The following is a 24,194-nucleotide window of genomic DNA, read 5'->3' as shown; positions in this document are numbered from 1 at the left end:
CGAGCGCTCTCGGCCGGCTCAGTGCCTGCGCAGGCGCAGGGTCATCAGCTCGAAGGGCCTCAGTCGTACGGTGATCCGCTCGCCGTCGCGTTCCGGGGCGCTGGCCTCGGCCAGGGGCCGTTCGAGCAGGTCGGTGACGGTGACGTCCGCCACCTGGAACCCGGCGGTCAGCGTCGCCCGGGCCCGGCCGCCGTGGGCCTCGTGGAAGCGGACCACCACGTCTGAGCTGCCGTCGTCGGCGAGCTTCACCGCCGTGATCACGACGGCGTCGTTGTCGACGGTGACCAGCGGCGCGACCTCGTGGGCGCCGGTCAGCCGCCGCTCCGGCAGGTTGATCCGCCAGCCCTCGCGCACCGCGTCCGCGATGGAGGCGCCCGGGACCAGGGCGTGCCGGAAGCGGTGGACGCCCTGGTCGGTCTCGGGGTCGGGGAAGCGTGGGGCGCGCAGGAGGGAGACGCGGACCGTGGTCGTCGTGCCGCGGTCGCCCTCGGTGCGCACCGTGCGGGTCACGTCATGGCCGTACGTCGAGTCGTTGACCACCGCCACACCCCAGCCGGGCTCCTCCAGGTGGACGAAGCGGTGGTTGCACGCCTCGAACTTGGCGGCCTCCCAGGAGGTGTTGGTGTGCGTGGGACGGAAGACGTGCCCGAACTGGGTCTCGGACGCGTACCGTTCGGCGTGCAGGTCGAGCGGGAAGGCCAACTTGAGGAACTTCTCCGTCTCGTGCCAGTCGACCTCGGTGTCGATGACCAGCCGCCGCTCGCCGGGCGGCAGCGACAGCAGCTGGGTGACCCGGGAGGCGCCGAAGCTCCGTACGATCCGCACCGATGTGCCGTCCTCGCCGGTCTCGACGGACTCGGCGTCCGTGAGGTCGGTGACGGTGTTGCGGTAGAAGGCGTCGACGTCCCAGGCGTCCCACATGTTCGGGAAGTCCGGGTGGAGTTGGAGCAGGTTGGCGGACCGGCCGGGGGCGACGGTCTCGCGGTCGGCGTCGAGGTCGTACGCGGAGACGACGAGGCCCTGGGCGTCGATCTCGACGCGGAGCAGGCCGTTGTCCAGGACGTGTCCGCCCGCGGCGCGGGGTGACACCTGCGTTCCCTGCGGCAGGCGCGGCGTCCCGGCCCCGCCGGCGGGAACACCGTGACGGCTGTGCGGTGCCGCGTTGAAGACCAGGTGCCGGGTGCCCTCCCCCGCCAGGGCCCGCTGCGCCGCGCCGATGATGTCGTCCAGTTCCCCGGCGATCCGCTCGTACGTCGCCCGGGCCTCACGGTGCACCCAGGCGATGGACGAGCCGGGCAGGATGTCGTGGAACTGGTGCAGCAGGACCGTCTTCCAGATCCGGTCCAGCTCCTCGTAGGGGTAGGGGAATCCGGTGCGCACGGCCGCGGTGGCCGCCCACAGCTCGGCCTCCCGCAACAGGTGTTCGCTGCGCCGGTTGCCCTGCTTGGTCTTCGCCTGGCTGGTGAGGGTGGCGCGGTGGAGTTCGAGGTACAGCTCGCCGACCCAGACGGGCGGTTCGGGGTACTCGGCCTCGGCCTTCTCGAAGAAGGCGCGGGGTGTCTCCCAGACGACGGTGGCCGAACCCTCGAGGTCGCGCAGCCGGGCCGCCTTGGCGACCATCTCGCGGGTGGTGCCGCCGCCTCCATCGCCCCAGCCGGTGGGGGCCAGGGAGTGCCGGGCGCGGCCCTTGTCCTTGAAGTTGCGGGCGGCGTGGGCGAGTTCGCTGCCCTTCATGGAGCAGTTGTAGGTGTCGACGGGCGGGAAGTGGGTGAAGATCCGGGTGCCGTCGATGCCCTCCCACCGGAAGGTGTGGTGCGGGAACTTGTTCGTCTGGGACCAGGAGATCTTCTGGGTCAGCAGCCACTTGGACCCGGCCGCCCTGATGATCTGCGGGAGTCCGGCGGCGAAGCCGAAGGTGTCGGGCAGCCAGGCCTCCTCGTTCTCGATGCCGAACTCGTCGAGGAAGAACCGTTTGCCGTACACGAACTGCCGGGCCATCGCCTCCGAGCCCGGCATGTTGGTGTCCGACTCCACCCACATCCCGCCGGCCGGCACGAACCGCCCCTCCGCCACGGCCTTCTTCACCCGCGCCCACACCTCGGGCCGGTGCTCCTTCACCCAGGCCCACTGCTGTGCCTGGGACATGGCGAAGACGAACTCCGGCTCGTCCTCGATCAGCGCGGTCATGTTGGAGGTCGTACGGGCCACCTTGCGGACCGTCTCCCGAATCGGCCACAGCCAGGCCGAGTCGATGTGCGCGTGCCCGACGGCGCTGATCCGGTGCGCGGACGGTACGGCGCGGGCCGACAGGACGCCGGTGAGGTGCTGCCGGGCCCGGTCCGCCGTGCCGTTCACGTCCTGGAGGTCGACGGCGTCCAGGGCCCGTTCGACGGCGCGCAGGATGTCGTGGCGGCGCGCGGAGTCCACGGGCAGCTCGGCCATCAGCTCGCCGAGCACCTCCAGGTCCATGACCAGCTGCCACACCGACTCGTCGAAGACGGCGAGGTCCATGCGGGTGAGGGTGTACTGCGGCTCGCTGCCGGCCGTCTCCTTGTCGCCCAGCCGGGTGGGCAGGAAGGGGTGGTAGTCGAGGATGACGGGGTTGGAGGCGGCCTCGATGTGCAGAACCACCTCCTCGCCGCCCGCCACCGGGGCGCCGATGCGCACCCACTGGTTGCGCGGGTTGAGTCCCTTCACCGGGGTGCCGTCGGGCCGGTGGACCAGGCCCTCGCACTGGAAGCCGGGCATGTTCTCGTCGAAGCCCAGGTCGAGCAGGGCCTCGACGGTCCTCCCGGCCCACGCCTCGGGCACGGTCCCGGTCACCCGGAACCAGCTGGTGCCCCAGGGAGCACCCCAGCGGGCGCCGACCTCGATCGGCTCCGGCTCGGCGGCGAGTCCCTCCGCAACGGGCACGGGCTCGCCGGGCGCGTGCCACACCGCGACCTGCAACGGCACGGACTCGGGGTACACGGCGGGGCGGATGCGTTCGTCGAGGACGCGCCTGAGGCGGGCTTCCACCAGAGTGCGGTCGTCATGCATGCGGGGTGCTCCCTGCGGGTTCCGGGTGGGTGCGGTCGTTACCAGGGGTGGGTGACGGTGACGGGGGTCGAGGTGGTGTAGAGCTCCCCCACGGCACGCAGTTCGAATCGTGCGGCCCTCTCCTCCTGTTCGGGCTGCAGGCCGGTGAGGAAGAAGGCGTGCTGGCAGGTGCCGCCGAGGAAGCGGCGGGTGCCGTCGGGGAGGATGCGGTGCAGTTCGTGGTGGCGGACGGCGCCGGGGGCGGCGTTCCAGGCGAGGCGGAGGTCGCCGCCGGTCGCGGCGGTGACGCGGGCACCCGTGGGGGCGGCGGGGGCGGCGACGGTGTCCCGGACGGCGAGGCCGCCGAGGCGCCAGCGCACCGGGCCGTCGGTGGCGGTGAGCCGGACGCCGAGGGCGTGGACGGTGCCGGTCAGCCCGGTGAGCGGCACCGTCACGGTCTGCCAGCCGTCGACCTCTCTCCCACGGCCGCCCTTGTCGACCGAGTTCACTGCCAGACAGGTGTACGGCGGTGGCGCCCCGGCCTCGCTCGGCTCGGCGGTCGCCACCGCCGGTTCGACGCGCACAGCGCCCGCGTCCGTCCGGTACGTCAGCTCGACAACCGTGTTCACACCGACCGGCAGCCGGGTCGCGTAAAGGTCCAGGACCACCGGTTGATCCAGTTCACCGGCCACCAGCACGCTGCTGCCGCCCCGCCAGGCGTCGGCGAAGTCGAAGGACACCGCCGGGCGCTCCCCCGCCGTGCGCACCACCCACCGCCGCGCGGGCAGCCGGTCCTGGAGGCCGAGGTGGTTCCAGGGCGCGTCCGAGGTCACGGCCCCGTTCTCGTACCAGCGCAGCCCGTGCCCCGTGTTGAACACGGTCGCGAACGGCAGCGAGGTCACCGTGGACCGGTCGGCGACCGACACCGCCGGCGCCCGCCACGGATCGCTCGTGTCCGGCCGGGACGGGTCCAGCGAACGCCCGGTCCAGAAGCGGTCGTCGGCGGCGTGGAAGTCCTCCGGAGCACGCTGGTCGGCGGGCAGGTGGTTGCGGGTCCACTCCGGCCGGTAGAAGCCGATCGAGGTGATGTGCGGCGTGCCGGTCGGCACGATCGCGTCCCAGTACACCGGGGTGTCGGACCCGTTCGACTCGACGTCGACCCCGGCCCACAACGCGTAGCGGCTGCCCCCGAGTTGGTCTGCCTTCGTCCCCGAAGACGCGAGCGTGGCCGCGCTCCACCGGAAGTCCACGAACATGTCGTCGGCGGCCTGGAAGAAGGCCTGGTTCTGGCTGTTCAGCGCACCCTGCCAGCCGACCGTGCCGTTCACGGTCATCGCGTCGTACCAGGTCAACCGCTGCCCCTGAGCCGCCGCGAGCGCGTTGAGCCCCCTGACGAAACCGAGCATGGCCTGGCCGAGCGCCGTGTTCCCGCCGTCCGTCTCGGCGTTCACGAACCAGCCGTCGAAGCCGTGGGCCGCCGCGACCGCGACGAGTTGCGCGGCGAGCGGGTAGTGCCCGGTGGCGTCCTTCTGCACCAGGTCCCGGGTCCACTGCAGCTGTCCGCCGTAGGCCGCCGGCGGCAGGAAGATGTTCCCGAGCACCGGGACGCCGTGCCGGTGGGCCGCGTCCACGATCGGCGCGTTCGGCGCGAGGATCAGGCCCTCGCCGGCCGAGCCGCCCCAGAACACCAGCTCGTCCAGATACGCCCAGTGGGTGAGAGCGTAGTAGTCGGCGGTGGCCGAGCCCTGGGAGGGGTTGCTCGACGTGGGGCCGAAGGAGACCAGCGCCTGCACGCGGGCCTGGCCGGAGCGGGCGGTGGTGTTCGCCGGGGTCGGGGTGAAGCGGGCGGCGAGCGGCACGGACGCGGCGTTGAAGGCGAGGTCGGGGTCGTCGGCCGCGCGCCAGCTCTTCAGGCTGCGCCAGGTGATGCCGGGGCCGGGGCTGCCGGCGGGGAGCGAGTCCGGGTACCAGTAGGACGCGTACGGCGGGGTCGCCCCGGCTCTGGGGCGGGCGGCCGCGAAGGCGGGCAGCGGGGACAGGCCGGCGGCGGCGCCGGCGATCAGGACGGTGCGTCTGCTGGGGTTCACGAGCGGGTGCCTCCGTGTGGGGTAGGGAGTACCTGATCGGGAGTGACGACCTCGGTGATGCCGCGCGCGGCGAGGTGGTCCTTGTCGTCCGCGCGGGTGTCGAGGACGGTGGTGGGACGGGCGCCGTCGGCGACGAGCCGGAAGAAGGCGTCGAAGACGGCTCCGCCGGGGGCGCAGCGGGAGCGGCGGCCCGGGTCGCCGGGGACGACGAGGGCCGTGGTGCGCGGGGTGGGGCTCGCGTGCGGGCGGCGCGCCGCCTCGGCCAGCGCGCGGGCGACGTCCTTGGGCGCACGGTCGTTGGTGAACAGGCCGAGCTCGTACTCGAGTTGGGGAAAGTCGGCGAGGTCGCGCGAGACGTCGTAGGAGCACCACCAGGTGATGCCCCACAGGTCGGGGCAGTCGAGGACGTTTCCGATCGCCGCCTCGGCGAAGGCGGCCGCGTGCTCCGCGGGCACGAGGGGGGCGGGCGCGCCGACCTCCTGGAGCCATACGGGCCGGTGCGGCTCCTCGGCCCAGGCCTTGCTCAGCTCGACCAGGTAGGCGGCGTGGTGCTCGGCCGGCACGGAGGTACGGCCGTGGCGCTGGGCGGTGCCGTTGAACACCCAGGAGTGCACGGCGGTGAGGTCGCCGAGCCGGGCGGAGTGGCCGGGGGTGAAGGGCTGGTCGTCCTGGTACCAGGCGGCGTCGTAGGAGGCGTGCAGATGGAGCCGGTCCGGGGCGCCCTCGGCACACGCGGCCAGCATCCGCGACAGCCACCGCTCGGCCTCGTCCGCGGTGATGCGGTCGGGGTCGGGGTGGGGGCCGGCGGCGAACTGGTTGACCTCGTTGCCGACGGTCATGCCGATGAAGTGCGGACGGTCGGCGAGGGCGGCGGCGAGGGTGCGCAGGTAGGCGGCCTGGCCCTCGACGACGTCGGGGTCGGTGAAGAGGTTGCGCCGGTGCCAGGTGCGCGTCCAGGCGGGCAGGTAGTCGAAGCTGCTCAAGTGTCCCTGCAGGCCGTCGACGTTGATGTCCAGGCCGCGTTCGGCGGCGGCGTCGGCGAGGGCCACGAGCTGCTCGACGGCGCGCGGGCGGATCAGGGTGCGGTTGGGCTGGAAGTAGGGCCACAGCGGGAAGACCCGGATGTGGTCGAGGCCGAGCGCGGCGATCGCGTCGAGGTCGGCGCGCACGGAGTCCAGGTCGAAGTCGAGCCAGTGGTGGAACCACCCTTCGCTCGGGGTGTAGTTGGCGCCGAAGCGCACGGCAGGGGGCATGGAGTGTCCTTGTGGCGTACGAGTGTTCAGCCCTTGACGGCGCCCTCGCCGACACCGCGGAAGAAGTACCGCTGGAGGCAGGCGAACAGCGCGATGAGCGGGGCAACGGCGATCACGGTGCCGGCGGCGACCAGGCGTTCGTCGTTCGCGAAGGTGCCGTGCAGATAGTTCAGGCCGATGGTGAGGGTGAACTTGGACGGGTCGCTGAGCACGATCAGGGGCCACAGGAAGTCGTCCCAGGCGCCCATGAAGGCGAAGATCGCGACCACGGCCAGCGTGCCCTTCACCGACGGCAGGGCGACGCGCAGGAACCGCTGCCAGACGTCGGCGCCGTCGACGTAGGCCGCCTCCTCGATCTCGTACGGCAGGTTGCGGAAGGCGCCCCGCATCAGCAGCACGTTCATCGCGCCGACCGCGCCGGGCAGCACGACGCCGATGAGCGTGTTGTTCAGGCCGAGTTCGCGCATGGTGGTGAACTGGGCGATGACGATGCCCTCGACGGGCACGAGCATCGCCAGCACGAACACCAGGGTGGCCGTGCGCCGGCCGCGGAAGCGCAGCCGGGCCAGGGCGTACCCGGCGAGCGCGGAGCCGACGCAGTTGGTGACCACGTTGGCGGTGGCGACCTTCAGGGAGTTCAGGGCGTAGTCCCAGACCGGGATGGTGTCGGCGACCCGCGTGTAGTTGTGCAGGGTGGGATGGGCGGGCAGGAAGCTCGGCGGTGAGCCGTAGATGTCCTCGGTGGGGCCCTTGAGGGAGGTGGACAGCTGCCAGAGGAACGGGCCGATGGTCAGGGCGAGGACGGCGAGCAGCAGCAGATAGCGCCAGACCAGTTCGCCGACGCGGATGCGACGGCCGTGTTCGTCGGTGACACGCGGCTCCCTGCGCACGGTGACCGGCGGATCGGGCCGTACCTTCTCCAGGAGGCTCACGACTCCTCCCGGCGGTCGGCGCGCAGCACCAGCAGCATGAGCGCGACGGTGACGGCGAACACGACGACCGAGAGCGCGGAGGCGTAGCCCACGCGGCCGGTCAGGCCGGTGCCGGTGCGCTGGACGAGCATGACGAGCGTGGTGTCCTCGCCGGCCGGGCCGCCGTCGGGGCCGGCCATCAGATACACCTCGGAGAACACCTTGAACGCGGCGACCGAGGAGAGCGCGGCGACCAGCACCATGGTGGACCGGACGGCGGGCACGGTGACCGAGAAGAAGCGGCGCACCGGTCCCGCGCCGTCCACGGCGGCGGCCTCGTGGAGTTCGCGCGGCACGTTCGCCAGCGCAGCCAGATAGATGATCATGTAGTAGCCGAGGCCCTTCCACACCGTGACGGCCATCGCGCTCAGCAGGAGCAGCCACTGGTCGCTGAGGAAGCCGACCCGGCCGATCCCGACGGCCTCCAGCAGCGAGTTGACCAGTCCGCGTTCGTCCAGCAGCCACACCCAGATCAGCCCGACCACCACGATCGAGGCGACGACGGGGGTGTAGAAGGCGGAGCGGAAGAAGGTGATGCCGGGGATGTTCCTCTGCACCAGCAGCGCGAGCAGCAGCGGCAGGACGACCAGGGCGGGTACGACCCCGGCGATGTACAGCGTGCTGTTGCGCAGGCCGGTCCAGAACATGTCGTCGTGCAGCAGCTCGCGGAAGTTGGCGAGGCCCACGAAGTGGCCCGGCAGCAGGGTGCGGCGGTCGGTGAAGGAGTTCACCAGGGTGGAGACGAACGGGTAGAGCACGAAGGCGCCGGTGACGAGCAGCCCGGGCGCGGCGAACAGCCAGGGGCTGAACGGGAGCTGGCGCCTGATGCGGACCGGTGTGGCCATGGCCGGTCAGCCCTGCCGCAGGAGGCGGTTGGCGGCGTTGACAGCGTTGTCGAGGGCCTGCTGGGGGCTCTCCTTGCCCTGGAGCGCCTTGGCCACCTCGTTGCGCAGTGCCGTCTTCATCTGGTCGCTGAACAGCACGGGCGTGTAATTGACGGCCATCTTCAGGGACTTGGCGGCGGCGATGCGTACCCGGGTCTCGTCGGTGCCGTCCTCCCTGGTGAAGTAGGGGTCGTTCAGGGAGCCGGCGGTGCTGGGGAAGATGGCGACCTTCTTGGCGAAGGACATCTGGTTCTGCGCGTCGGTGACGAAGTGGGCGAAGGCGACGGCGGCCGGGGTGTGCTTGGTGCGGGAGTTGACCATCACGCCCATCACGTACATGTTGACGTGCCCGGTGCTGGTGATCTGGTCGGTGATGCCGATGTTCCGGTACAGGCCCGGCGCGTTCTTCTTGAAGTTGTCGAGGTCGAGGGCGCTGCCGGGGTTCATGGCGACGGCGCCGGTGAGGAACTTCTTGCCGGAGGACTCCGGGGTGGCGGTCAGGGCCTGCGGGTCGAGGGCCTTGGCGTCGTACAACTCCTTGTATTTGGTGAGGAGTTCGACCCCCTTGGCGTCGTTGAAGGCGAAGGCGGTGCCCTGCTTGTTCATCAGGGTCACGCCGTAGCGGCCGAAGTCCTCGATGGTGGGCACATTGGCGAGGGTGGCGACCTTGCCGCCGCTCTTCCTCGCCATCTGCAGGGCGTCGGCGAAGAGTTCGCCGTATGACTTCGGCGGCCGGTCGGGGTCGAGTCCGGCCTTGGTGAACAGGGCCTTGTTGTAGAAGAGCGGGCCGGTGTTCAGGTACCAGGGGAAGGCGTACGTGCCGGTCAGGCCCGGGACCTGATGGCTCGCCCAAGCGCCGTCCAGGTACTCCGACTTGTATGTGCCGGCAGCCTTGTCGAGGTCCATCGCCAGTCCCGCCCTGGCGAGCGGGGCGACCAGGTCCGGGGAGACATTGACGACGTCGGGCAGGGTGCCGCCGGCGGCGTCGGCGCTGAGTTTGTCGGCGTACCCCTCCGCGGGCTGGTCGACCCACTTCACATGTGTGCCGGGGTACTTCTTCTCGAAGTCGGCTATGAGGCCGTCGAAGTACGACGTGAAGTTCGCGCGCAGATTCCAGGTCTGGAAGGTGATGTCGCCCTCGACCTTGCCGGAGGCGTCGGTCGAGCCGCCGCCGTCGCCTCCCGAGCCGCAGGCGCTCAGCGGCAGGGCAAGGGCGACGGCAGCGGCGGCGAGGGCTCTGCGAGACATGGGCACGGTGACACGGCTCCCTTGCTGTGTCGGCGGTCGGAGGCGCCAGAGACCTTGCCCGCGCCGTTCGAAGAAAGTCAATGCATTCACCGGACTAAAGAAATGAGGTGTTTCATTAGTGCAGGTCAGAGAGGGGAGGACGAGGACTTGTCGTCATTCACTAATGCGCTTTAGGGTCTTGACACTCAAGCGCATTAGCGACCATCGTCTGGAAGGGGGAGGAACGTGCCGACCAAGCGGTCCCCCGCACGCCGGCCCACGATGAAGGACATCGCCCTGCGGGCCGGGGTCTCCGAGAGCGCCGTCTCCTTCGCGCTCAACGGTCGCCCCGGCGTCTCCGAGGCGACCCGGGCGCGGGTCCGCCGGGTCGCCGAGCAGCTCGGCTGGCGCCCCAGCACGGCCGCGCGTGCCCTGTCCGGCGAGGGCGCGGCCACGGTCGGCTTCGTACTGGCCCGGCCCGCGCACACGCTGGGCGTCGACTCCTTCTTCCTGCAGCTCGTCTCCGGGATCCAGGCGGCGCTCGCGGAACGGCACTTGGGCCTGCTCTTCCAGGTGGCCGAGGACGTGACCGAGGAGTGCGCGGTGTACCGGCGCTGGTGGGCGGAGCACCGGGTGGACGGCGTCCTGGTGGCCGACCCGCGCGCCGACGACCCGCGCCCGGACCTGCTGGACGAACTCGGGCTGCCCGCCGTGGTGATCGGCGGCGCACCCGATGTACGGCACCCCGGCCTGGCCACGGTCTGGGCGGACGACGCGGGGGCGATGGCCTCCGTGGTGGACGAGCTGACGGCGCTCGGCCACCGCCGGATCGTACACATCGCCGGGCTGCCCGAGCTGGCCCACACCCAGCGCCGTATCGCCACGCTGCGGGCGGAGGCGGAGCGGCGCGGGCTCACCGAGGTCCGTTCGGTCACCACCGACTACTCCGACGCACAGGGCGCCGCCGTCACCCGCCGCGTCCTCGGCGATGCGCCCGGTCCGACGGCGCTCATCTACGACAACGACGTGATGGCCGTGGCGGGCGTGGCCGCAGCCGCCGACCTGGGCTTCCGGGTGCCGCAGGACGTGTCGGTGGTCTCCTGGGAGGACTCGGCCCTGTGCCGCATGATCACCCCCCGGCTGTCCGCGCTGTCCCGGGACAGCGCGGAGTTCGGTCGCACGGCGGCCCGCGAACTGCTGGCCCTGCTGGACGGCGCCCCGGCCCGCTCGGTGGGGGTACCGGTGCCACGGCTGACGGGGCGGGCCAGTACGGGGCCCGCGCTCGGGGCCCAGTCGCTCAGGCCCCCCAGTTCACCTTGAACACCCACACGTACCGGCCCGCAGTCCGCGCGGCCCGCGGGACGTCGATGACCAGTGAACCGTTCGTGACGGTCCAGGTCAGGGGGCGGTCGTAGCCGAGCATGGTCACCTCGTCCCCCGACCGCACCGGCACCGGCGCCTCGACGATCAGCTTCGGGCCCGGCTCGGCCAGCGAGTGGATGTAGAACGCCTCGTCCGGGCGGACCGTGAACCGCAGGTCCTCGCCGAGCTGGGCCATCCGCGACCAGTAGGTCGTGTCGTGGATCGCTTCGCCGTTGACCTTGAGCCAGGCGCCCGTCTCCCGCAGCCGGGTCTGCAGGATCTCCGCGATGGTGCCGTCGGCGCGCGGACCGATGTCCAGGAGGAAGTTGCCGTTCTTCGAGACGATGTCGACGAGGCTGTGCACAACCTCCTCGGCCGTCATGTAGGCGGCGTCCGGGGTTGCCTGGTTGTAGCCGTAGCTGAACGGATCGAGCCCCCGGCTGGATTCCCACTTGGCGACGACCGTGTTGGCGTACGTCGTGTACTCGGGCGTGGTGAAGTCGTGGAAGGCGATGCCCGAGCGGTTGTTGACGGTCACGTCGATCGGGCGGGCCCGGTTCTTGGCGTGGTTGAAGTACTCGGCGAGGACATGGAGGCTGTCGTTCACACCGCCGATGTCGCACCAGATGATCTCCGGGTCATAGCCGTGGATCAGTTCGAGCATCTGCGGGGCCTGGTAGTCGTGCACGTAGTCCCTGCCCGCCGTGTATCCCGTGTACGGGACCGGCTCCAGGGTGTACGGATTGCGCGGGGCGTGGCCCATCCAGGGGTTGTCGGGGTTGAACCACTCGGGCATCGAGAAGTACAGGCCGCGGTGGAGTTCGGGGGTGTGGCGGCGGCTCGCGTCGAAGAGCTCCCTCACCAGGTCCCGCTTCGGGCCCATCCGCACCGCGTTGCGGTCGGAGACCCTGGTGTCCCACAGGGCGAAGCCCTCGTGGTGCTTGGAGGTCAGGACGTGGTACTGGGCGCCTGCGTCGCGGAACAGTTCCACCCAGGCACGCGGGTCGAAGCGTTCGGCGGTGAAGCGGGGGATGAAGTCGTCGTAGGCGAAGTCCTTGCCGTAGGTGTCCCGGTGGTGGGCGTACGTGGGATTGGCCGGGTCCTGCATCTGGTCCCAGTACCACTCGGCGTACTGCTTGCCGACCGGCGCCCAGGCGGGCACCGAGTAGACACCCCAGTGGATGAAGATGCCGAACTTGGCGCCCTGAAACCAGTACGGCGCCTGGTGGCCGGACAGGGATGCCCCGGTGGGCTGGTAGTCGGCCACTCCCAGGGTCAACCTGCTGCGGACGGAGGCGACTTGAGCGCCTCTACCGCGCACGCTGACCGTGCCGTCCTGCCGGGTGCCGGGGGCTGTGCCCGTGTGGTTGCGGATGCCGATGCGGACGCGGGCCTGTTCGCCGGGGTAGAGGCGGCGGATGCGGGCGGGCTCGACGGTGCGGGCGCCGGGGACTTCGACGCGTACGGACACGTCGTCGCCGGAGAGGATCGGGACCGTGCCCGCGTTGACGACGGTGGCCTCGACGCTCTGGGCGCCGGCGGCCTCCAGCAGGGAGTTGGTGGAGTGGGCGTCGCGCAGGGCCAACGCCCGTCCCTGGGCGACGGGTTGAAGGGAGAGGGCGAAGACGTGCAGGGACGGCTTGTTCGCCTGGGCGGGGTTCGTGACCGGCAAGGTCAGGGCGACGGCCTCGCGCCGGGGGTCGATCCACACCTCCGCCGTCCCGATGCCCACGGGGTGCTCGTCCTTGGTGCCGTCCGGCTTGTAGCGGTACGACGCCGACAGCGAGCCGCCCGCCGAGTACCAGTCGGCGCCGCCGAGGCCGGCGGTGCTGGTGGAGCCGTCGGCGTAGTGGACGGTGGCCTGGCCGGATGCGTCGCCGTAACTCCCGGCGGTGAGGAAGGCGGCCGACAGGTAGTGGCCCCGGGGCAGTTCGATGCGCTGGCCGAGCGCGACGACGTTGTTCCTGGCGCCCGCCGTCGACGCGGGGAAGTCGAAGGGGATGCCGTCGACCTCGATGCGGCCCGGGGGCAGTTCGTCGCCCGGGAACGTGTAGCCGGAGCCGTCGAAGTCGCCGCCGCGGGCGGCGGCGGTGTCGATGCCGTCGTTGTCGTAGAGGGCGTCGAGCGGGACCGGCACCGGTTCGGGGACGGTGGCCCACGCGACCTGCGGTCCGGCGGCCCGCGCCGGGCTTGCGGTGAGCGGCAGGGCGGACGCGGCGGTCAGGCCGGCTGCCGCGCCCAGTATCAGACGTCTGGGATACATGCTCATGAGCGGCTCCCATTAACTCCGATTCATCGGATGTCTGATGATGGTGGGGCTGCCGTGAGGCTGTCAACGGGCTTACCAGAGGGAAGAGTTCAAGCATTGATCGGATGATGCGTGCCTTGCCGGAAACGGCGTCTCGACGTACCGCGCCCGACCAGGCACAGTTCTCCCTGCGCCGTGATTTGTACCAGCGAGTAGCCGACGATCGAGCGAGGAGTTGCCCGTGGGTGACTGGGCCGGGCGGAGTGCCGCCGAGATAGCCGCCGCCGTACGCGAGAAGCGGGTGACACCCCGGGAGGTGGCGGCCGAGCACCTCGCGCGGATCGAGCGGCTCGACGGCCGGATCGGGGCGTTCCGGAAGGTGCGGGCCGAGGCGGCGCTCGCCGAGGCCGACGAGGTGGCCTCCCGATCCGATCTCGCCGAACTGCCGCTCGCAGGCGTGCCGGTGGCCGTGAAGGACAACCTCGCGGTGCGGGGCGAGTCCCACCGCGACGGCTCCGCCGCCACTCCCGACACCCCGGCCGCCGAGGATCACGTCACGGTGGCCCGGCTGCGGGCGGCCGGCGCGGTGGTCGTGGGCCTGACGAACGTGCCCGAGCTGTGTGTCTTCGGCACGACGGAGGGGCCGTACGGCATCGCCCGCAATCCGTGGGACACCTCCCGTTCGGCAGGCGGTTCCTCCGGGGGCAGCGCTGCCGCGGTGGCCGCGGGCCTGGTACCCATCGCGCTCGGCAACGACGGGATGGGGTCCCTGCGCATACCGGCCGCGAACTGCGGCCTGGTCACACTGAAACCCGGGCGCGGTGTCGTGCCGGCGGGCATCGGCAACGGCGACTGGTTCGGCATGGCGGAGAACGGTCCCCTGGCCACGACGGTCGAGGACCTGCGACTGATGCTGGGCGTCCTGGCGGGTACCGAGTTCCCGGGCACGGCGAAGGCCCCGCGCCGGCGGATCGCCGCGGCTGTCCGCAGTCCGCTCGCCGGAGTCGCCGTGAGCGGGTCGTATACGACCGCGGTCCGGGAGGCGGCCGGGGTGCTCACGCGGGCCGGGCACCAGGTGCGGCGGGCCGAGCCGCCGTACCCCCTCTCACTCGGCGTGACCGCGCTGCGGCACTGGACGGCCGGGACCGCGGTGGACGCCGAAGGCCTGGACCGGGCGCGGCTGGTCCGGCGCACGCGGGTGCACGCGGCGGTGGGACGGCGGTTCGTCCACGCGGTGCGCACCGGGGACAGCCGTGATCGCCTGCGCGCCCGGCTGACCCCCTTCTTCACCGAGTACGACGTCCTGCTCACCGGGGCCCTGGCCCGGCGCTCCCCCGCAGCCGGCCCGTGGCACGAACGCGGCTGGCTGCGCAATGTGCTGGCCAACACCGCGTACTCCCCGTTCACCCCGCCCTGGAACCTGACCGGCTGGCCCGCGATGTCGGTCCCGTTCGGCGCCCTGCCCTCGGGCGCCCCCTGCGCCGTACAGCTCGTGGGCCGCCCGGGCTCGGAGTCCGTGCTGCTGGAGCTGGCGGAGGAACTTCAGGCGCTGCGTCCGTGGCGGCGGACGGCCCCGGTGAGCGGCTCCTGAGGCCGGGCCGCCCGGCGCGTGGGTACCCGGCCGCCCGGCTCACGCGTCCTGCCGCTCGGCTTACGCGTCCGGCTGGTCGAGTGACCGGTACATGATGTGCAGGCCCACCCTGCCGTGCCGGGGGTGCTCGAAGGCCTGGGGGACCGTGCCGAGGACGGTGAAGCCCAGGGAGGTCCAGAGCTGGACGGCGGGGTTCGTCTCGACCACGGCGTTGAAGACCATCGCCCGGTAGCCGTGGGCCCTGGCCTCGGCGAGGACGTGTTCGGCGAGGGCGCGGCCGACACCCTCGCCCGTGCGGTCGGGGTCGACCATGAAGCCGGCGTTCGCGACGCGGGCGGCGGGACCGCCGTAGTTCGGGGTGAGGTAGGCCGAGCCGACCACGGCTCCGCTCACGTCCTCGGCGACGTAGACGCGCTTGGCGGGGTTCATCCAGAGCGCGCGGGCGTCGGCCTCGGAGGTCTCGGGGTCCCAGGCGTAGGTTTCGGCGGCGGCGACGATCCGGTGCCAGAAAGGCCAGATCCGCGGCCAGTCCTCGGCCACGGCTTCTCTGATCAGCATGGGCGTGAGTCTGTCAGGTCACGCCCATGCGTGCGGCACTCGCGGGGGCCCGGCCCGAGGGGTTCAGTCCACGCTGGGCAGGATGTGGGGCTCGGCGAGGTCGTCCTCGTAGCCCGCCAGGCGGATCGGGGCCGACCGGGCCCACACGTCGAGGCTGCCGAGTTCTCCGGGGCGTCGGCCCACGCGCTCCGTGCGTTCCTTGGGCCGTTGATCGCTCTTCGTCTTCTCCGGTGTCACCGCGCACTCCTTATGTGTCGGTCACCCTCGGGGGGCCTGCCGGACAGCCTGCGCTCCGGCACTCGGCGCCCGCTCGGGTCTGGATGGAAGGCCAGTTCGGACGCGGTGGCGCCGGTACGGACGTCTGGGTCTGGGTGGGACCCGGTACTGCTGCCCGTCCCCTCCAGATTACCCAAATGAGCGGGCTCGCGCTCGATCGGGAGTGCAAACAAGGTGTAACTATCAGAAGTCATTTCGCCCCCCAATACCTCCTAATATGCGGCCATTTACCTTGGCGCGCTCCCCGGAGCGTCGGAGCCGATCACCCGATCGGGCTACACGTGGCGCAGTTCAGGTGCCGTTGGCCGGGTCGCAAGGTCGCCATGATCTGCTGATGAGCGGCAACGGCTGACTCGCGGAAGGACTGACGCATGGAGCTGCGCAGCGTCGAGGAGCTGATGGATCTGCTGTACGCCGGACGGCACCAGCACGCGCTGCGAACCGCCGCGCTGCTGCGCCGCAGCCGCCCCGCCGACAAGGAGCTCCAGGTGGCGGGGCTGGTGCGCGGCATCGGGCCGGTCCTGTGCCCGGGCGACGGGCCGGACCGAGCCCTCACCACGGCCGAGGCGGTGCGCCCCCTGCTCGGGGAGCGGGTGTTCCGCCTGGTACGCGGAGACGCGGGCCCGGCCGACGACGATGCGCTGCGGCTGCGGCAGGCCGACGAGGAGAGCCGCGCGGCGGGCTTTGACGCGGGCGTCCTGGAGGACTGGCGCACGGTGCTGGAACTGGTGGCCGCTCGGCACTCCCGGCTCGGCGCCGTCGACTGACACCCGAGGCGCGGGGACTCGGGCGGCTGACGGCCCCTCAGCGGGGTGCGTGCGCGGGGCGCCCGACCTGCCACCGGTTGTGGCGGATCACCACTTGCCGGGCGCGTAGTCCTTCAGGAAGACGCCGTACAGGTCCTCGCCCGACTCGCCGCGCACGATGGGGTCGTAGACGCGGGCGGCGCCGTCGACCAGGTCGAGGGGGGCGTGGAAGCCGGCCTCGGCGAGGCGCAGCTTGTCGTAGTGCGGGCGCTCGTCGGTGATCCAGCCGGTGTCGACGGAGGTCATGAGGATGCCGTCCGTGTCGAACATCTCCTGGGCGCTGGTCCGCGTGACCATGTTCATCGCGGCCTTCGCGGCGTTGGTGTTCGGGTGCCCGGCACCCTTGTAGCCGCGGCTGAAGACGCCTTCCATCGCCGAGACGTTGACGACGTACGCACGGCCGCTGGAGGCCTTCTTCGCGGCGTCCGCCATCGCCGGGCGCAGGGCGCTGATCAGGATGAACGGGGACGTGTAGTTGCACAGCTGGGTCTCGAGCAGTTCGACCGGCGAGATCTGGTCGATGGTCTGCACCCAGGTGTTGGTGTCAACGACGTCGGGGACGAGGCCGCCGGCGTCGATGGCGGTGCCCTCGATGTGCCGGGCGATGCTGGCATTGCCTGCGACGAGGGCGAGGTCGGCGACCTTCTGGGCGTCCAGGCCGCTGGTGCCGACGGGCAGCGCGGCGATGCCGTCGACGGCGCCGGAGTTGAAGGCGCCGATGACGTGGTGGGCGGGGAGTTCACCGGCGGGCAGCGGGGCGGTCTCGCCTTCGACCAGGGCCGCGTAGGCGGAGGGCAGGCGGCGTACGGTCTGCGTGGCGTTGTTGATCAGGATGTCCAGCGGACCCGCCTCGGTGACCCGCTCGGTCAGGGCCACGGCCTGGGCCGGGTCGCGCAGGTCGATCCCGACGACCTCGAGCCGGTGCAGCCAGTCCGCGGAGTCCTCCATCGCCTTGAAGCGGCGGATGGCGTCCTTGGGGAAGCGCGTGGTGATGGTGGTGTGCGCGCCGTCGCGCAGCAGCCGCAGCGCGATGTACATGCCGATCTTGGCGCGGCCGCCGGTGAGCAGGGCGCGCTTGCCGGTGAGGTCGGCGCGGGCGTCGCGCTTGGCGCGGTTCGTGCGGGCGCAGTCCGGGCAGAGCTGGTGGTAGAAGTAGTCGACCTCGACGTAGCGGGTCTTGCAGGTGTAGCAGGAGCGGGGGCGCTGGAGTATGCCCGCGATCCTGCCCGCCTCGACCTTGGAGGAGGGCAGGATGCCCTCGGTCTCGTCGTCGATGCGCTCGGCGGAGCCGGTGGCGGTGGCCTCGGTGACGGCGCGGTCGTGCGCGGTCTTGGCGGCCCGGCGCTCCTGGCGGCGGCGCTGCTTGACCGTCCGGTAGATGTGCGAGGTGGCCCGGCGCACCTTGATCGCGTCCGGGTGGTCGACCTCGATGGTGTCGAGCTCCTCCAGCACGCTGAGGCAGACGGCCAGCCGCTCGGGGTCGATACCGGGGCCGTAGACCACTTCCTCCGTGGCCGTGGAGGCCATGGAGCCGTCCTCTGTCACCGTCATCGCGCTGCCGCTTCCCTGGTCAACCGCGCAGCGCTCCGACTCGCGCCCGCCTTCGAACGGGGAATTTTACGGAGCGCACCGGCTCCCCGCCAAACCCGAACGGACCAGCACCGAACCCAAGGGGCCACCCGCACCCGACAACGAAAGCTGTACGGGTGGTGCGGGTGGGGACCCGGAACCCCCTACGGCTTCACGCGTCGCACGCCGCCAGCAGCGTCGACACCTCCGCCGACACCGCGTGAGCGAACCGGTCCAGGTCCGGCACGGCCTGCGCATCGGCGACCAGCCCGTAGTGCACGCGCCCGCGATACGTGGAGATGGCCACCGCCAGCGACTGCCCCGGTGCGAGCGGCGCCAGCGGATACACCTCCCTCAGCTCGTGGCCGCCGAGCCGCAGCCCCAGCCCCGGCAGCGGCACGCTGGTGACGAGGATGTCGAACCACAGCCGGGCCGCCTGCCCGACCAGCGGCCCGCCGAGCCGGTGGCCCAGCGCCGGTACGTGATCGGCCAGCAGCGCCACCGCACCCGCACCCCGGTTCGGCCCCGCGTCCTTGTTGCGCAGCATCGCGGTGCGCACGGTGTGCAGCCGGCCGAACGGATCCGGCTCGTCCACCGGGAGCCGTATCAGATAGCCGGAGAGCCGGTTGCCCTGTGGGTGCGCGGTGCGCGGGCGGCGCCGGGAGACGGGGATGAGGGCGCGGGGTGCCACGCCCTTCGTGGAGTCGCCGCGCTCCTCCAGCCAGCGGCGCAGGGCCCCGGCGACGACGGCGATCAGTACGTCGTTGACGGTGCCGCCGGCGCTCTTGCGCACGCGGTGCACGTCGTCGATGTCGAAGACGACCCCGGCGGTGCGGCGGGTGCCGCTCGGGGCGGAGGTGAGGGCGGAGGTGGGCCGCATGCCGAGGGTGGAGCGGGCGAGGGATGCGCCGATGTCCAGGGCCCGGCCCACGTCGGACAGCGCGCCCCTGACCAGCCCGGGGACGAGCCCCGGCAGCTTGCGCACGTCCGGCAGCAGCCCGCGCGGCGGCTCGATGGCGCGCGGCGCCCGCTCGGGCAGGTCCATCGGGTCGAGGACGCCGGCGGCGAGCTTCAGCGCGCGCAGCCCGTCGGCGAGGGCGTGGTGGAACTTGAACAGCACGGCGAAGGACATCCCGTCCTCGCCGGGCAGCACATGCGCCTCCCACGGCGGCCGGCCGCGCTCCAGCGGGCGCTCCATGAGCCGCCCGGCGACGGCGTGGAAGTCGGCGGTCGGGGCGTGCAGGCGTACGTGGTTCAGCGGGTCGAAGTCCGGGTCGGGCTCCCGGGCTGCACCGCCGAAGGCGAACGGCTGCCACACGTCGCGGATGCGCAGGCGCAGCCCGGGTACGGCGGCGGCGCGGGCGGCGAGCAGGTCGGCGGCATGGGCGCCGGCAGTGGGCGAGTGCGCGCCGAAGACGCCGAGCGCGCCGAGGTGCATCGGATGCCGGTCGGACTCGATGTTCCAGAACGCCAGGTCGAGTGGAGCGAGCAGGTGGGAAGTCAAGGGCGTGCCTCACGTCGACGACGGGTGGATCTGCAGTCACTCGCAGTCAATCTCTGTCACCCGATTACGGTCAAGTACGATCAGGCTACGCTCAGTTAACAGAAGATTAAGTCCCGCCCCTGCGGCAGGGGCGGGACCTAGGGTTACGTGAGGTCAGTTCAGGACCGGTTGTGCCGCCCCGGGTGACGTACCCCACTCAGACGGGCGCGGGCCGACCGTGAACGCGAGCGAGCGCAGGGAGCGCAGCGCACCCGTCGTCACATAGGTCTGCCCGTGCGGGGTTCCGTCGGTGCGGACGCTCTGGATGTACCGGTCGGTGGCGGAGGTGCCCGGCGCGGCGACGGTCAGCCGGCCGCTCGGCCAGTACCGGCGGTCCAGGGTGAGGTCGACACGGTCGAAGACCGGCGTGGACAGGCCCCAGGTGCCGTAGCCGGGCTGGATCGGGAACAGCCCGATGGACGACAGCACGTTCCAGGCGGACATCGTGCCCAGGTCGTCGTTGCCGGTGATGCCGCCGGGCCCGTCGGTGAAGAGGGTCAGGGCGGCGTGCACCACGTCGGTGGTCTTCCACGGCTGACCGGTGGCCAGGTAGGTGTACGGCGCGATGAGGTCGGGCTCGTTCATCGGGTTGTACTTGTCGGCGTTGTAGTACGCGTACGCGTCGCCGTGCACCCACACCTCGCGGGCGGTCTTCGCGGGGTCGGCCAGCAGCCGGTCGTAGGCGAAGAACGAGTCCAGCCGGTCGTTGGCCGCGCGCTCGCCGCCGATGAGCCGCACCATGCCGGGCACGTCCTGCGGCACGAGCCACTGGTACTGCCAGGCGGTGCCCTCGTGGAAGCCGGTGCCGCTCGCCGGATCGGCCGAGCCGGTGAAGGCGCCGGAGGCGTCGCGGGCGCGGAAGAAGCCGGTCGCGGGGTCGAAGATGTTCCGGTAGTTCCGCGCCCGTGCCGCGTAGCGGGCGGCGTCGGCGTCGTGGCCGAGGCCGCGCGCCATCTGGGCCAGCATGGCGTCGGCGAGGGCGTACTCCAGGGTGACGGAGGCGCCGTGGTGGTAGTCGGAGTCGCCCATCTTGGCGTACGGCCGGTCCTTGTCGAACGGGGCGTAGCCGTGCGCGAGGTACTCGGTGTTGGCCTCCCGGCCGATGCCCGGATACGCGGGCGGGGGGACGCCGTCGGCGTTCTTCTTCAGCGCGCGGTAGGCCCGCTCCTCGAAGCCCTTGAGCAGCCCCGTCTGGTAGGCCGTGGTCAGGAAGGGGGTGACGGGGTCGCCGCTCATGACGTTCGTCTCGACCGGGCCGTACCCCCACTTGGGCAGCCAGCCGCCGTCCTCGTCGACGGCGACGAGCGAACGGGCCATGTCCCGTGTCTCGCGCGGCGCGAGGAGCGCGAGCAGCTGGACCTGGGTGCGGTAGGTGTCCCACAGCGACCAGTTCTGGTAGTACGTGAAGCCCTGGGCGTGGTGGACACGGCGGTCCCAGCCGAAGTAGCGGCCGTCGGCGTCGCTGCCCACGTTCGGCGCGAGGAAGGACCGGTACAGCGAGGAGTAGAAGGTCCGGCGCAGGGTGGGGGTGCCGCCCTGGACGCGGACGGCGGCGAGCCGCCTCTCCCACTCCTCGCGGGCCCGCTCGCGCACCGCGTCGAAGGACCGTCCGCCCTCGGCGGCCAGGTTGCCGGCCGCGCCGCGCGCGTCGACGTACGACAGGGCGGTGGTCGCCTCGACCGTACGGTCCTTGGTGGTGTCGAAGCGGACATAGGCGCCGCCGGGTCCACTGCGGGAGCCGGGGGTGAGCGTCGCGCCGTCCCAGGTGCCGTACGCGGTGAAGGGCCGGCTGAAGCGGGTGATCGTGTAGACCGTGTAGGGGCCGGTGTCCCGGCAGAAGCCGTGCCCGGTGATCTCGGTGCGCACGGTGTGGTCGTCGAGGATCTCGACGGAGCTGGAGACCCCCTTGTGCAGCGACTGGGCCGCGTTCAGCAGGACGTTGGCCTTGTCGGTGGCGGGGAAGGTGTAGCGCTGCACGCCGGTGCGCTCGGTCGCGGTCAGCTCGGCGCGGATGCCGGAGGAGAGGCCGACCCGGTAGTAGCCGGGGCTAGCCGTCTCGTCCTGGTGCGAGAAGCCGGTCGCGTAGCGGGTGTAGTCCGTCTGCGTGACGTCGCCGGTGGTGGGCAGCACGGGCAGGTCGCCGCCGATGCGGCAGCCGACGCCGGAGAGGTGGACCAGGGAGAAGCCGCGGATCCGGTTCTGCGTGTAGTCGTAGCCGGTGTTGTGCCCGGTGTCCGGGGAGAGCTGGACCATGCCGAAGGGCACGGCCGCGCCGGGGAAGGTGTTGCCCTCGTCCTGGCTCCCGATGAACGGGTTGACCAGGTCGGTGAGGTGGCCGTCTGTCCGCTCGGCGGCCCGTGCGGCGGGGGTGGCGATCAGCGTGGACGCTGCCATCACCCCGGCCAGGCACAGCCGCGTGCGCCGGGTCCCTCTCATGTCGCATGACCTCCGCAGGTTCGACATCGATGTCTGCATCCTGAAGGTCGAACGACTCAGATCCGGGCAAGGTACGGTTATCGGGCGAACGCGTCGCGCCGGATACCGGCCGGATGATGACGGTTCGTCAGAGCGCCAGCTTGAAGCCCTCGTGGCTGCGGGCGAAGCCGAGCGCGGCGTAGAAGCGGTGCGCGTCCGCGCGGTTCTTGTTGCTGGTGAGCTGGACGAGTGCGCAGCCTCGCGCGCGTGCCCGTTCCACGGCCCGCTCCATCAGCGTCCGGCCGAGCCCGCCGCCGCGCCGGTCCGCGCGGATCCGCACCGCCTCGATCAGCGCCCGCTCGGCGCCGCCCTTGCCGAGACCCGGGATGTACGTCGCCTGCAGACAGCCCACGACCGTGCCGGTGCCGGCCTCGGCGAGGACCAGCATCTCGTTGCGCGCGTCCTGCTCGATGGCCGCGAACGCGCGCTCGTGATCCTGCGTCACCTCGATGGACGCCGGTTCCACGACCCTCTCCTCGTCGGCGAGCAGCGCGAGCACGGCGGGCAGGTCGGCGCGTGTGGCGGGCCGGAACAGCAGCACGGGAGCAGTGGACATGCGCCGACCCTAGCCCACGGGCGGGTCCCAGGGGTGGGGTGGCACCGGCTCGGGGTCCTCGACCTCGATCAGGTCCCCGGCCGTCGCGTCGAGTTCCCGCCGGTCGCGCTCGGTGAGGAAGGGCAGGAGGGCTCCGCAGTCGCGGCAGGCACGCGCGCGCGAGGCCTGGAACACCGGCCGGGGCTTGAAGAATCCCGGACGGCGGAATCTCAGCCGCAGCCGCTCGAACGACCGCTCCCCCGAGGCGAGCTCACCGACCGGGCTCAGCCGCTCGGAGCCACATATCCCACATCGCATGCGGGGGACCCTATGCCTAGGCCCTGTCGTCAAATTCCCGCCGTCCGCCCGGAGGGCGGGCCCTGCGGCGTCAGGTGCGTGCTCTGGGGGTCCCCCCGGCCGAAGGCTGGGGGAGTGCCGGGTCCTGGCCCTCGTACTGGATGTACTCGGGCCCGGGCCCGGTGCGGCGAGTGGGGGCACCTCCCACGCCCTTGAGGCAGTGGGGGAGCGTGCATGGCGTCGCGGGGCAGGCGGGAATTTGACGACAGGGCCTAGGGCACCCGCTGCCCCTTCCCCAGGGCGATCACTCCGCCCTTGGACACGGTGTACAGCTCCGCGTCCCGCTCCGGGTTGACGCCGATGGTCGCGCCGGGCGGGACCTCGACGCTCTTGTCCAGGACGGCGCCGCGCACCACCGCGCCCCGGCCGATGCGCACGTTGTCGTGCAGCACCGAGCCCTGGACCACCGCGCCCGGGTCGACCCGTACACCTGGGGAGAGAACCGACCGGGTGACCTGACCGCGGATCAGACAGCCCGCGCTGATGATGGACTCGCTCGCGATGCCGCCCGCGTTGAAGCGGGCCGGGGAGAGCTGGCCCGAGTGGGTGTAGATGGGCCACTGGCGGTTGTAGAGGTTGAACGCGGGGCGCTCGGCGATGAGGTCCATGTGCGCCTCGTAGTAGGCGTCCAGGGTGCCCACGTCCCGCCAGTAGCCCTGGTCGCGGGTGGTCTCGCCGGGCACGTGGTTGTCGTTGAAGTCGTAGAGCTGGGCCTCGCCGCGCACGGTGAGCTGGGGAAGGATCGAACCGCCCATGTCGTGCACGGAACTCTCGTCCTCGGCGTCCCGGTGCAGCGCCTCGACGAGGGCCTTGGTGGTGAAGATGTAGTTGCCCATCGAGGCGTAGACGGTCTCGGGGTCGTCCGCCAGGCCCGGCGGATCCGCGGGCTTCTCCAGGAAACGCTGCACCGTACGGCCGTCCGAGCCCGGCGTGATCACGCCGAAGGAGGAGGACTCCACGCGCGGCACCCGGATCCCGGCCACCGTCACGCCCGCGCCGCCCTCGATGTGCTGGGCGAGCATCTGCCGCGGATCCATGCGGTAGACGTGGTCGGCGCCGAACACGGCCACGTACTCGGGCTGTTCGTCGTGGACCAGGTTCAGCGACTGCAGGATGGCGTCGGCGCTGCCCAGGTACCAGCGCGGGCCGAGGCGCTGCTGCGCCGGGACCGGTGTGACGTAGTTGCCGAGCAGGCTGGACATCCGCCAGGTGGTGGTGATGTGCCGGTCCAGCGAGTGCGACTTGTACTGGGTGAGCACGCAGATGCGCAGCACGTCGGCGTTGACGAGGTTGGACAGGACGAAGTCGACGAGACGGTAGGTGCCGCCGAAGGTGACGGCTGGTTTGGCGCGGTCGGCGGTCAGCGGCATCAGACGCTTTCCCTCGCCGCCCGCCAGTACGATCCCGAGTACGGAAGGCCCTCCACGACGCATG

General features: G+C 71.6%; 18 protein-coding genes. 3 read left to right on the top strand and 15 right to left on the bottom strand.

Translation table 11 applies throughout. The features are described 5' to 3' along the window. Window positions 1–18: 18 nt before the first annotated feature. Genes ACWC2T_RS18665 through ACWC2T_RS18640 form a run of 6 tightly spaced genes read right to left on the bottom strand, consistent with a single transcriptional unit; the run spans window position 19 to window position 9,467 of the window. Entirely contained in the window at window positions 19–3,039 is a 3,021-nt protein-coding gene (locus ACWC2T_RS18665; RefSeq protein WP_450671420.1) for an alpha-mannosidase, read from the bottom strand. 38 nt (window positions 3,040–3,077) lie between these two features. Further along, complete coding sequence (locus ACWC2T_RS18660) at window positions 3,078–5,105, bottom strand: endo-beta-N-acetylglucosaminidase (RefSeq protein WP_450671419.1); 2,028 nt, start codon at window positions 5,103–5,105, stop codon at window positions 3,078–3,080. Then, the gene (locus ACWC2T_RS18655) at window positions 5,102–6,358 is read right to left on the bottom strand and encodes a glycoside hydrolase 5 family protein (protein ID WP_450671418.1); all 1,257 of its coding nucleotides are present in this window, start codon (window positions 6,356–6,358) and stop codon (window positions 5,102–5,104) included. Before ACWC2T_RS18655 ends, ACWC2T_RS18660 begins: the two co-directional genes overlap by 4 nt. A 26-nt stretch (window positions 6,359–6,384) precedes the next feature. Then, entirely contained in the window at window positions 6,385–7,290 is a 906-nt protein-coding gene (locus ACWC2T_RS18650; protein ID WP_450671417.1) for a carbohydrate ABC transporter permease, read from the bottom strand. Beyond that, the gene (locus ACWC2T_RS18645) at window positions 7,287–8,174 is read right to left on the bottom strand and encodes a carbohydrate ABC transporter permease (RefSeq protein WP_450671416.1); all 888 of its coding nucleotides are present in this window, start codon (window positions 8,172–8,174) and stop codon (window positions 7,287–7,289) included. The genes ACWC2T_RS18650 and ACWC2T_RS18645 overlap by 4 nt, the downstream gene beginning before the upstream one ends. A gap of 6 nt (window positions 8,175–8,180) precedes the next feature. After that, entirely contained in the window at window positions 8,181–9,467 is a 1,287-nt protein-coding gene (locus tag ACWC2T_RS18640; RefSeq protein ID WP_450671415.1) for an ABC transporter substrate-binding protein, read from the bottom strand. A gap of 219 nt (window positions 9,468–9,686) precedes the next feature. Here ACWC2T_RS18640 and ACWC2T_RS18635 point away from each other — a divergent pair, with 219 nt between their 5' ends. Continuing rightward, window positions 9,687–10,760, top strand: coding sequence for a LacI family DNA-binding transcriptional regulator (locus ACWC2T_RS18635; protein WP_450671414.1), 1,074 nt, complete (start codon window positions 9,687–9,689; stop codon window positions 10,758–10,760). Here the strand turns inward: ACWC2T_RS18635 and ACWC2T_RS18630 are convergent. After that, complete coding sequence (locus ACWC2T_RS18630) at window positions 10,738–13,071, bottom strand: alpha-L-fucosidase (RefSeq protein ID WP_450671413.1); 2,334 nt, start codon at window positions 13,069–13,071, stop codon at window positions 10,738–10,740. The two genes, ACWC2T_RS18635 and ACWC2T_RS18630, sit on opposite strands and share 23 nt — an antisense overlap. 220 nt (window positions 13,072–13,291) lie before the next feature. On the opposite strand from ACWC2T_RS18630, the gene ACWC2T_RS18625 reads away from it, so the two are divergent. Beyond that, window positions 13,292–14,641 carry an amidase gene (locus tag ACWC2T_RS18625; protein WP_450671412.1) on the top strand — a complete coding sequence of 450 codons (1,350 nt, stop codon included), beginning with the start codon at window positions 13,292–13,294 and terminating at the stop codon, window positions 14,639–14,641. A gap of 60 nt (window positions 14,642–14,701) precedes the next feature. Here ACWC2T_RS18625 and ACWC2T_RS18620 read toward each other — a convergent pair whose 3' ends face one another. Continuing rightward, on the bottom strand, window positions 14,702–15,199 hold the full coding sequence (locus ACWC2T_RS18620; RefSeq protein WP_450671411.1) for an N-acetyltransferase family protein: 498 nt from the start codon (window positions 15,197–15,199) through the stop codon (window positions 14,702–14,704). Between the two features lie 63 nt (window positions 15,200–15,262). Next, entirely contained in the window at window positions 15,263–15,436 is a 174-nt protein-coding gene (locus tag ACWC2T_RS18615) for a hypothetical protein (protein WP_450671410.1), read from the bottom strand. Window positions 15,437–15,846: 410 nt separating this feature from the next. Here ACWC2T_RS18615 and ACWC2T_RS18610 point away from each other — a divergent pair, with 410 nt between their 5' ends. Further along, complete coding sequence (locus ACWC2T_RS18610; protein ID WP_450671409.1) at window positions 15,847–16,242, top strand: hypothetical protein; 396 nt, start codon at window positions 15,847–15,849, stop codon at window positions 16,240–16,242. A gap of 87 nt (window positions 16,243–16,329) precedes the next feature. On the opposite strand, the gene ACWC2T_RS18605 is transcribed toward ACWC2T_RS18610, so the two are convergent. The 6 genes from ACWC2T_RS18605 to glgC form a co-directional block, all read right to left on the bottom strand. Then, window positions 16,330–17,832, bottom strand: a complete 1,503-nt coding sequence (locus ACWC2T_RS18605) for an SDR family NAD(P)-dependent oxidoreductase (RefSeq protein WP_450671408.1) — start codon at window positions 17,830–17,832, stop codon at window positions 16,330–16,332. A 190-nt stretch (window positions 17,833–18,022) separates the two neighbouring features. Continuing rightward, on the bottom strand, window positions 18,023–19,354 hold the full coding sequence (locus ACWC2T_RS18600; RefSeq protein ID WP_450671407.1) for a wax ester/triacylglycerol synthase family O-acyltransferase: 1,332 nt from the start codon (window positions 19,352–19,354) through the stop codon (window positions 18,023–18,025). Window positions 19,355–19,507: 153 nt separating this feature from the next. Further along, window positions 19,508–21,829 carry a GH92 family glycosyl hydrolase gene (locus ACWC2T_RS18595; protein ID WP_450671406.1) on the bottom strand — a complete coding sequence of 774 codons (2,322 nt, stop codon included), beginning with the start codon at window positions 21,827–21,829 and terminating at the stop codon, window positions 19,508–19,510. A 127-nt stretch (window positions 21,830–21,956) separates the two neighbouring features. Next, the gene (locus ACWC2T_RS18590; protein WP_450671405.1) at window positions 21,957–22,424 is read right to left on the bottom strand and encodes an N-acetyltransferase family protein; all 468 of its coding nucleotides are present in this window, start codon (window positions 22,422–22,424) and stop codon (window positions 21,957–21,959) included. Window positions 22,425–22,433: 9 nt separating this feature from the next. Then, complete coding sequence (locus ACWC2T_RS18585; RefSeq protein WP_450671404.1) at window positions 22,434–22,721, bottom strand: hypothetical protein; 288 nt, start codon at window positions 22,719–22,721, stop codon at window positions 22,434–22,436. 251 nt (window positions 22,722–22,972) lie between these two features. Continuing rightward, on the bottom strand, window positions 22,973–24,193 hold the full coding sequence (gene glgC / locus ACWC2T_RS18580) for a glucose-1-phosphate adenylyltransferase (RefSeq protein ID WP_450671403.1): 1,221 nt from the start codon (window positions 24,191–24,193) through the stop codon (window positions 22,973–22,975). Between the last annotated feature and the right edge of the window lies 1 nt (window position 24,194).

The sequence above is a fragment of the Streptomyces sp. NPDC001393 genome, from assembly GCF_053597455.1.
The sequence above is the reverse complement of the archived record's forward strand: the minus strand, read 5'-3'. Positions and strand labels throughout refer to the sequence as shown.

Coding starts and splice junctions, on each gene's coding strand:
- ACWC2T_RS18620 (WP_450671411.1), bottom strand. CDS start 15,199: ATGCTGATCAGAGAAGCCGTGGCCGAGGACTGGCCGCGGATCTGGCCT.
- ACWC2T_RS18605 (WP_450671408.1), bottom strand. CDS start 17,832: ATGACGGTGACAGAGGACGGCTCCATGGCCTCCACGGCCACGGAGGAA.
- ACWC2T_RS18585 (WP_450671404.1), bottom strand. CDS start 22,721: ATGCGATGTGGGATATGTGGCTCCGAGCGGCTGAGCCCGGTCGGTGAG.
- glgC (WP_450671403.1), bottom strand. CDS start 24,193: ATGCGTCGTGGAGGGCCTTCCGTACTCGGGATCGTACTGGCGGGCGGC.
- ACWC2T_RS18665 (WP_450671420.1), bottom strand. CDS start 3,039: ATGCATGACGACCGCACTCTGGTGGAAGCCCGCCTCAGGCGCGTCCTC.
- ACWC2T_RS18590 (WP_450671405.1), bottom strand. CDS start 22,424: ATGTCCACTGCTCCCGTGCTGCTGTTCCGGCCCGCCACACGCGCCGAC.
- ACWC2T_RS18655 (WP_450671418.1), bottom strand. CDS start 6,358: ATGCCCCCTGCCGTGCGCTTCGGCGCCAACTACACCCCGAGCGAAGGG.
- ACWC2T_RS18645 (WP_450671416.1), bottom strand. CDS start 8,174: ATGGCCACACCGGTCCGCATCAGGCGCCAGCTCCCGTTCAGCCCCTGG.
- ACWC2T_RS18630 (WP_450671413.1), bottom strand. CDS start 13,071: ATGAGCATGTATCCCAGACGTCTGATACTGGGCGCGGCAGCCGGCCTG.
- ACWC2T_RS18610 (WP_450671409.1), top strand. CDS start 15,847: ATGGAGCTGCGCAGCGTCGAGGAGCTGATGGATCTGCTGTACGCCGGA.
- ACWC2T_RS18595 (WP_450671406.1), bottom strand. CDS start 21,829: ATGAGAGGGACCCGGCGCACGCGGCTGTGCCTGGCCGGGGTGATGGCA.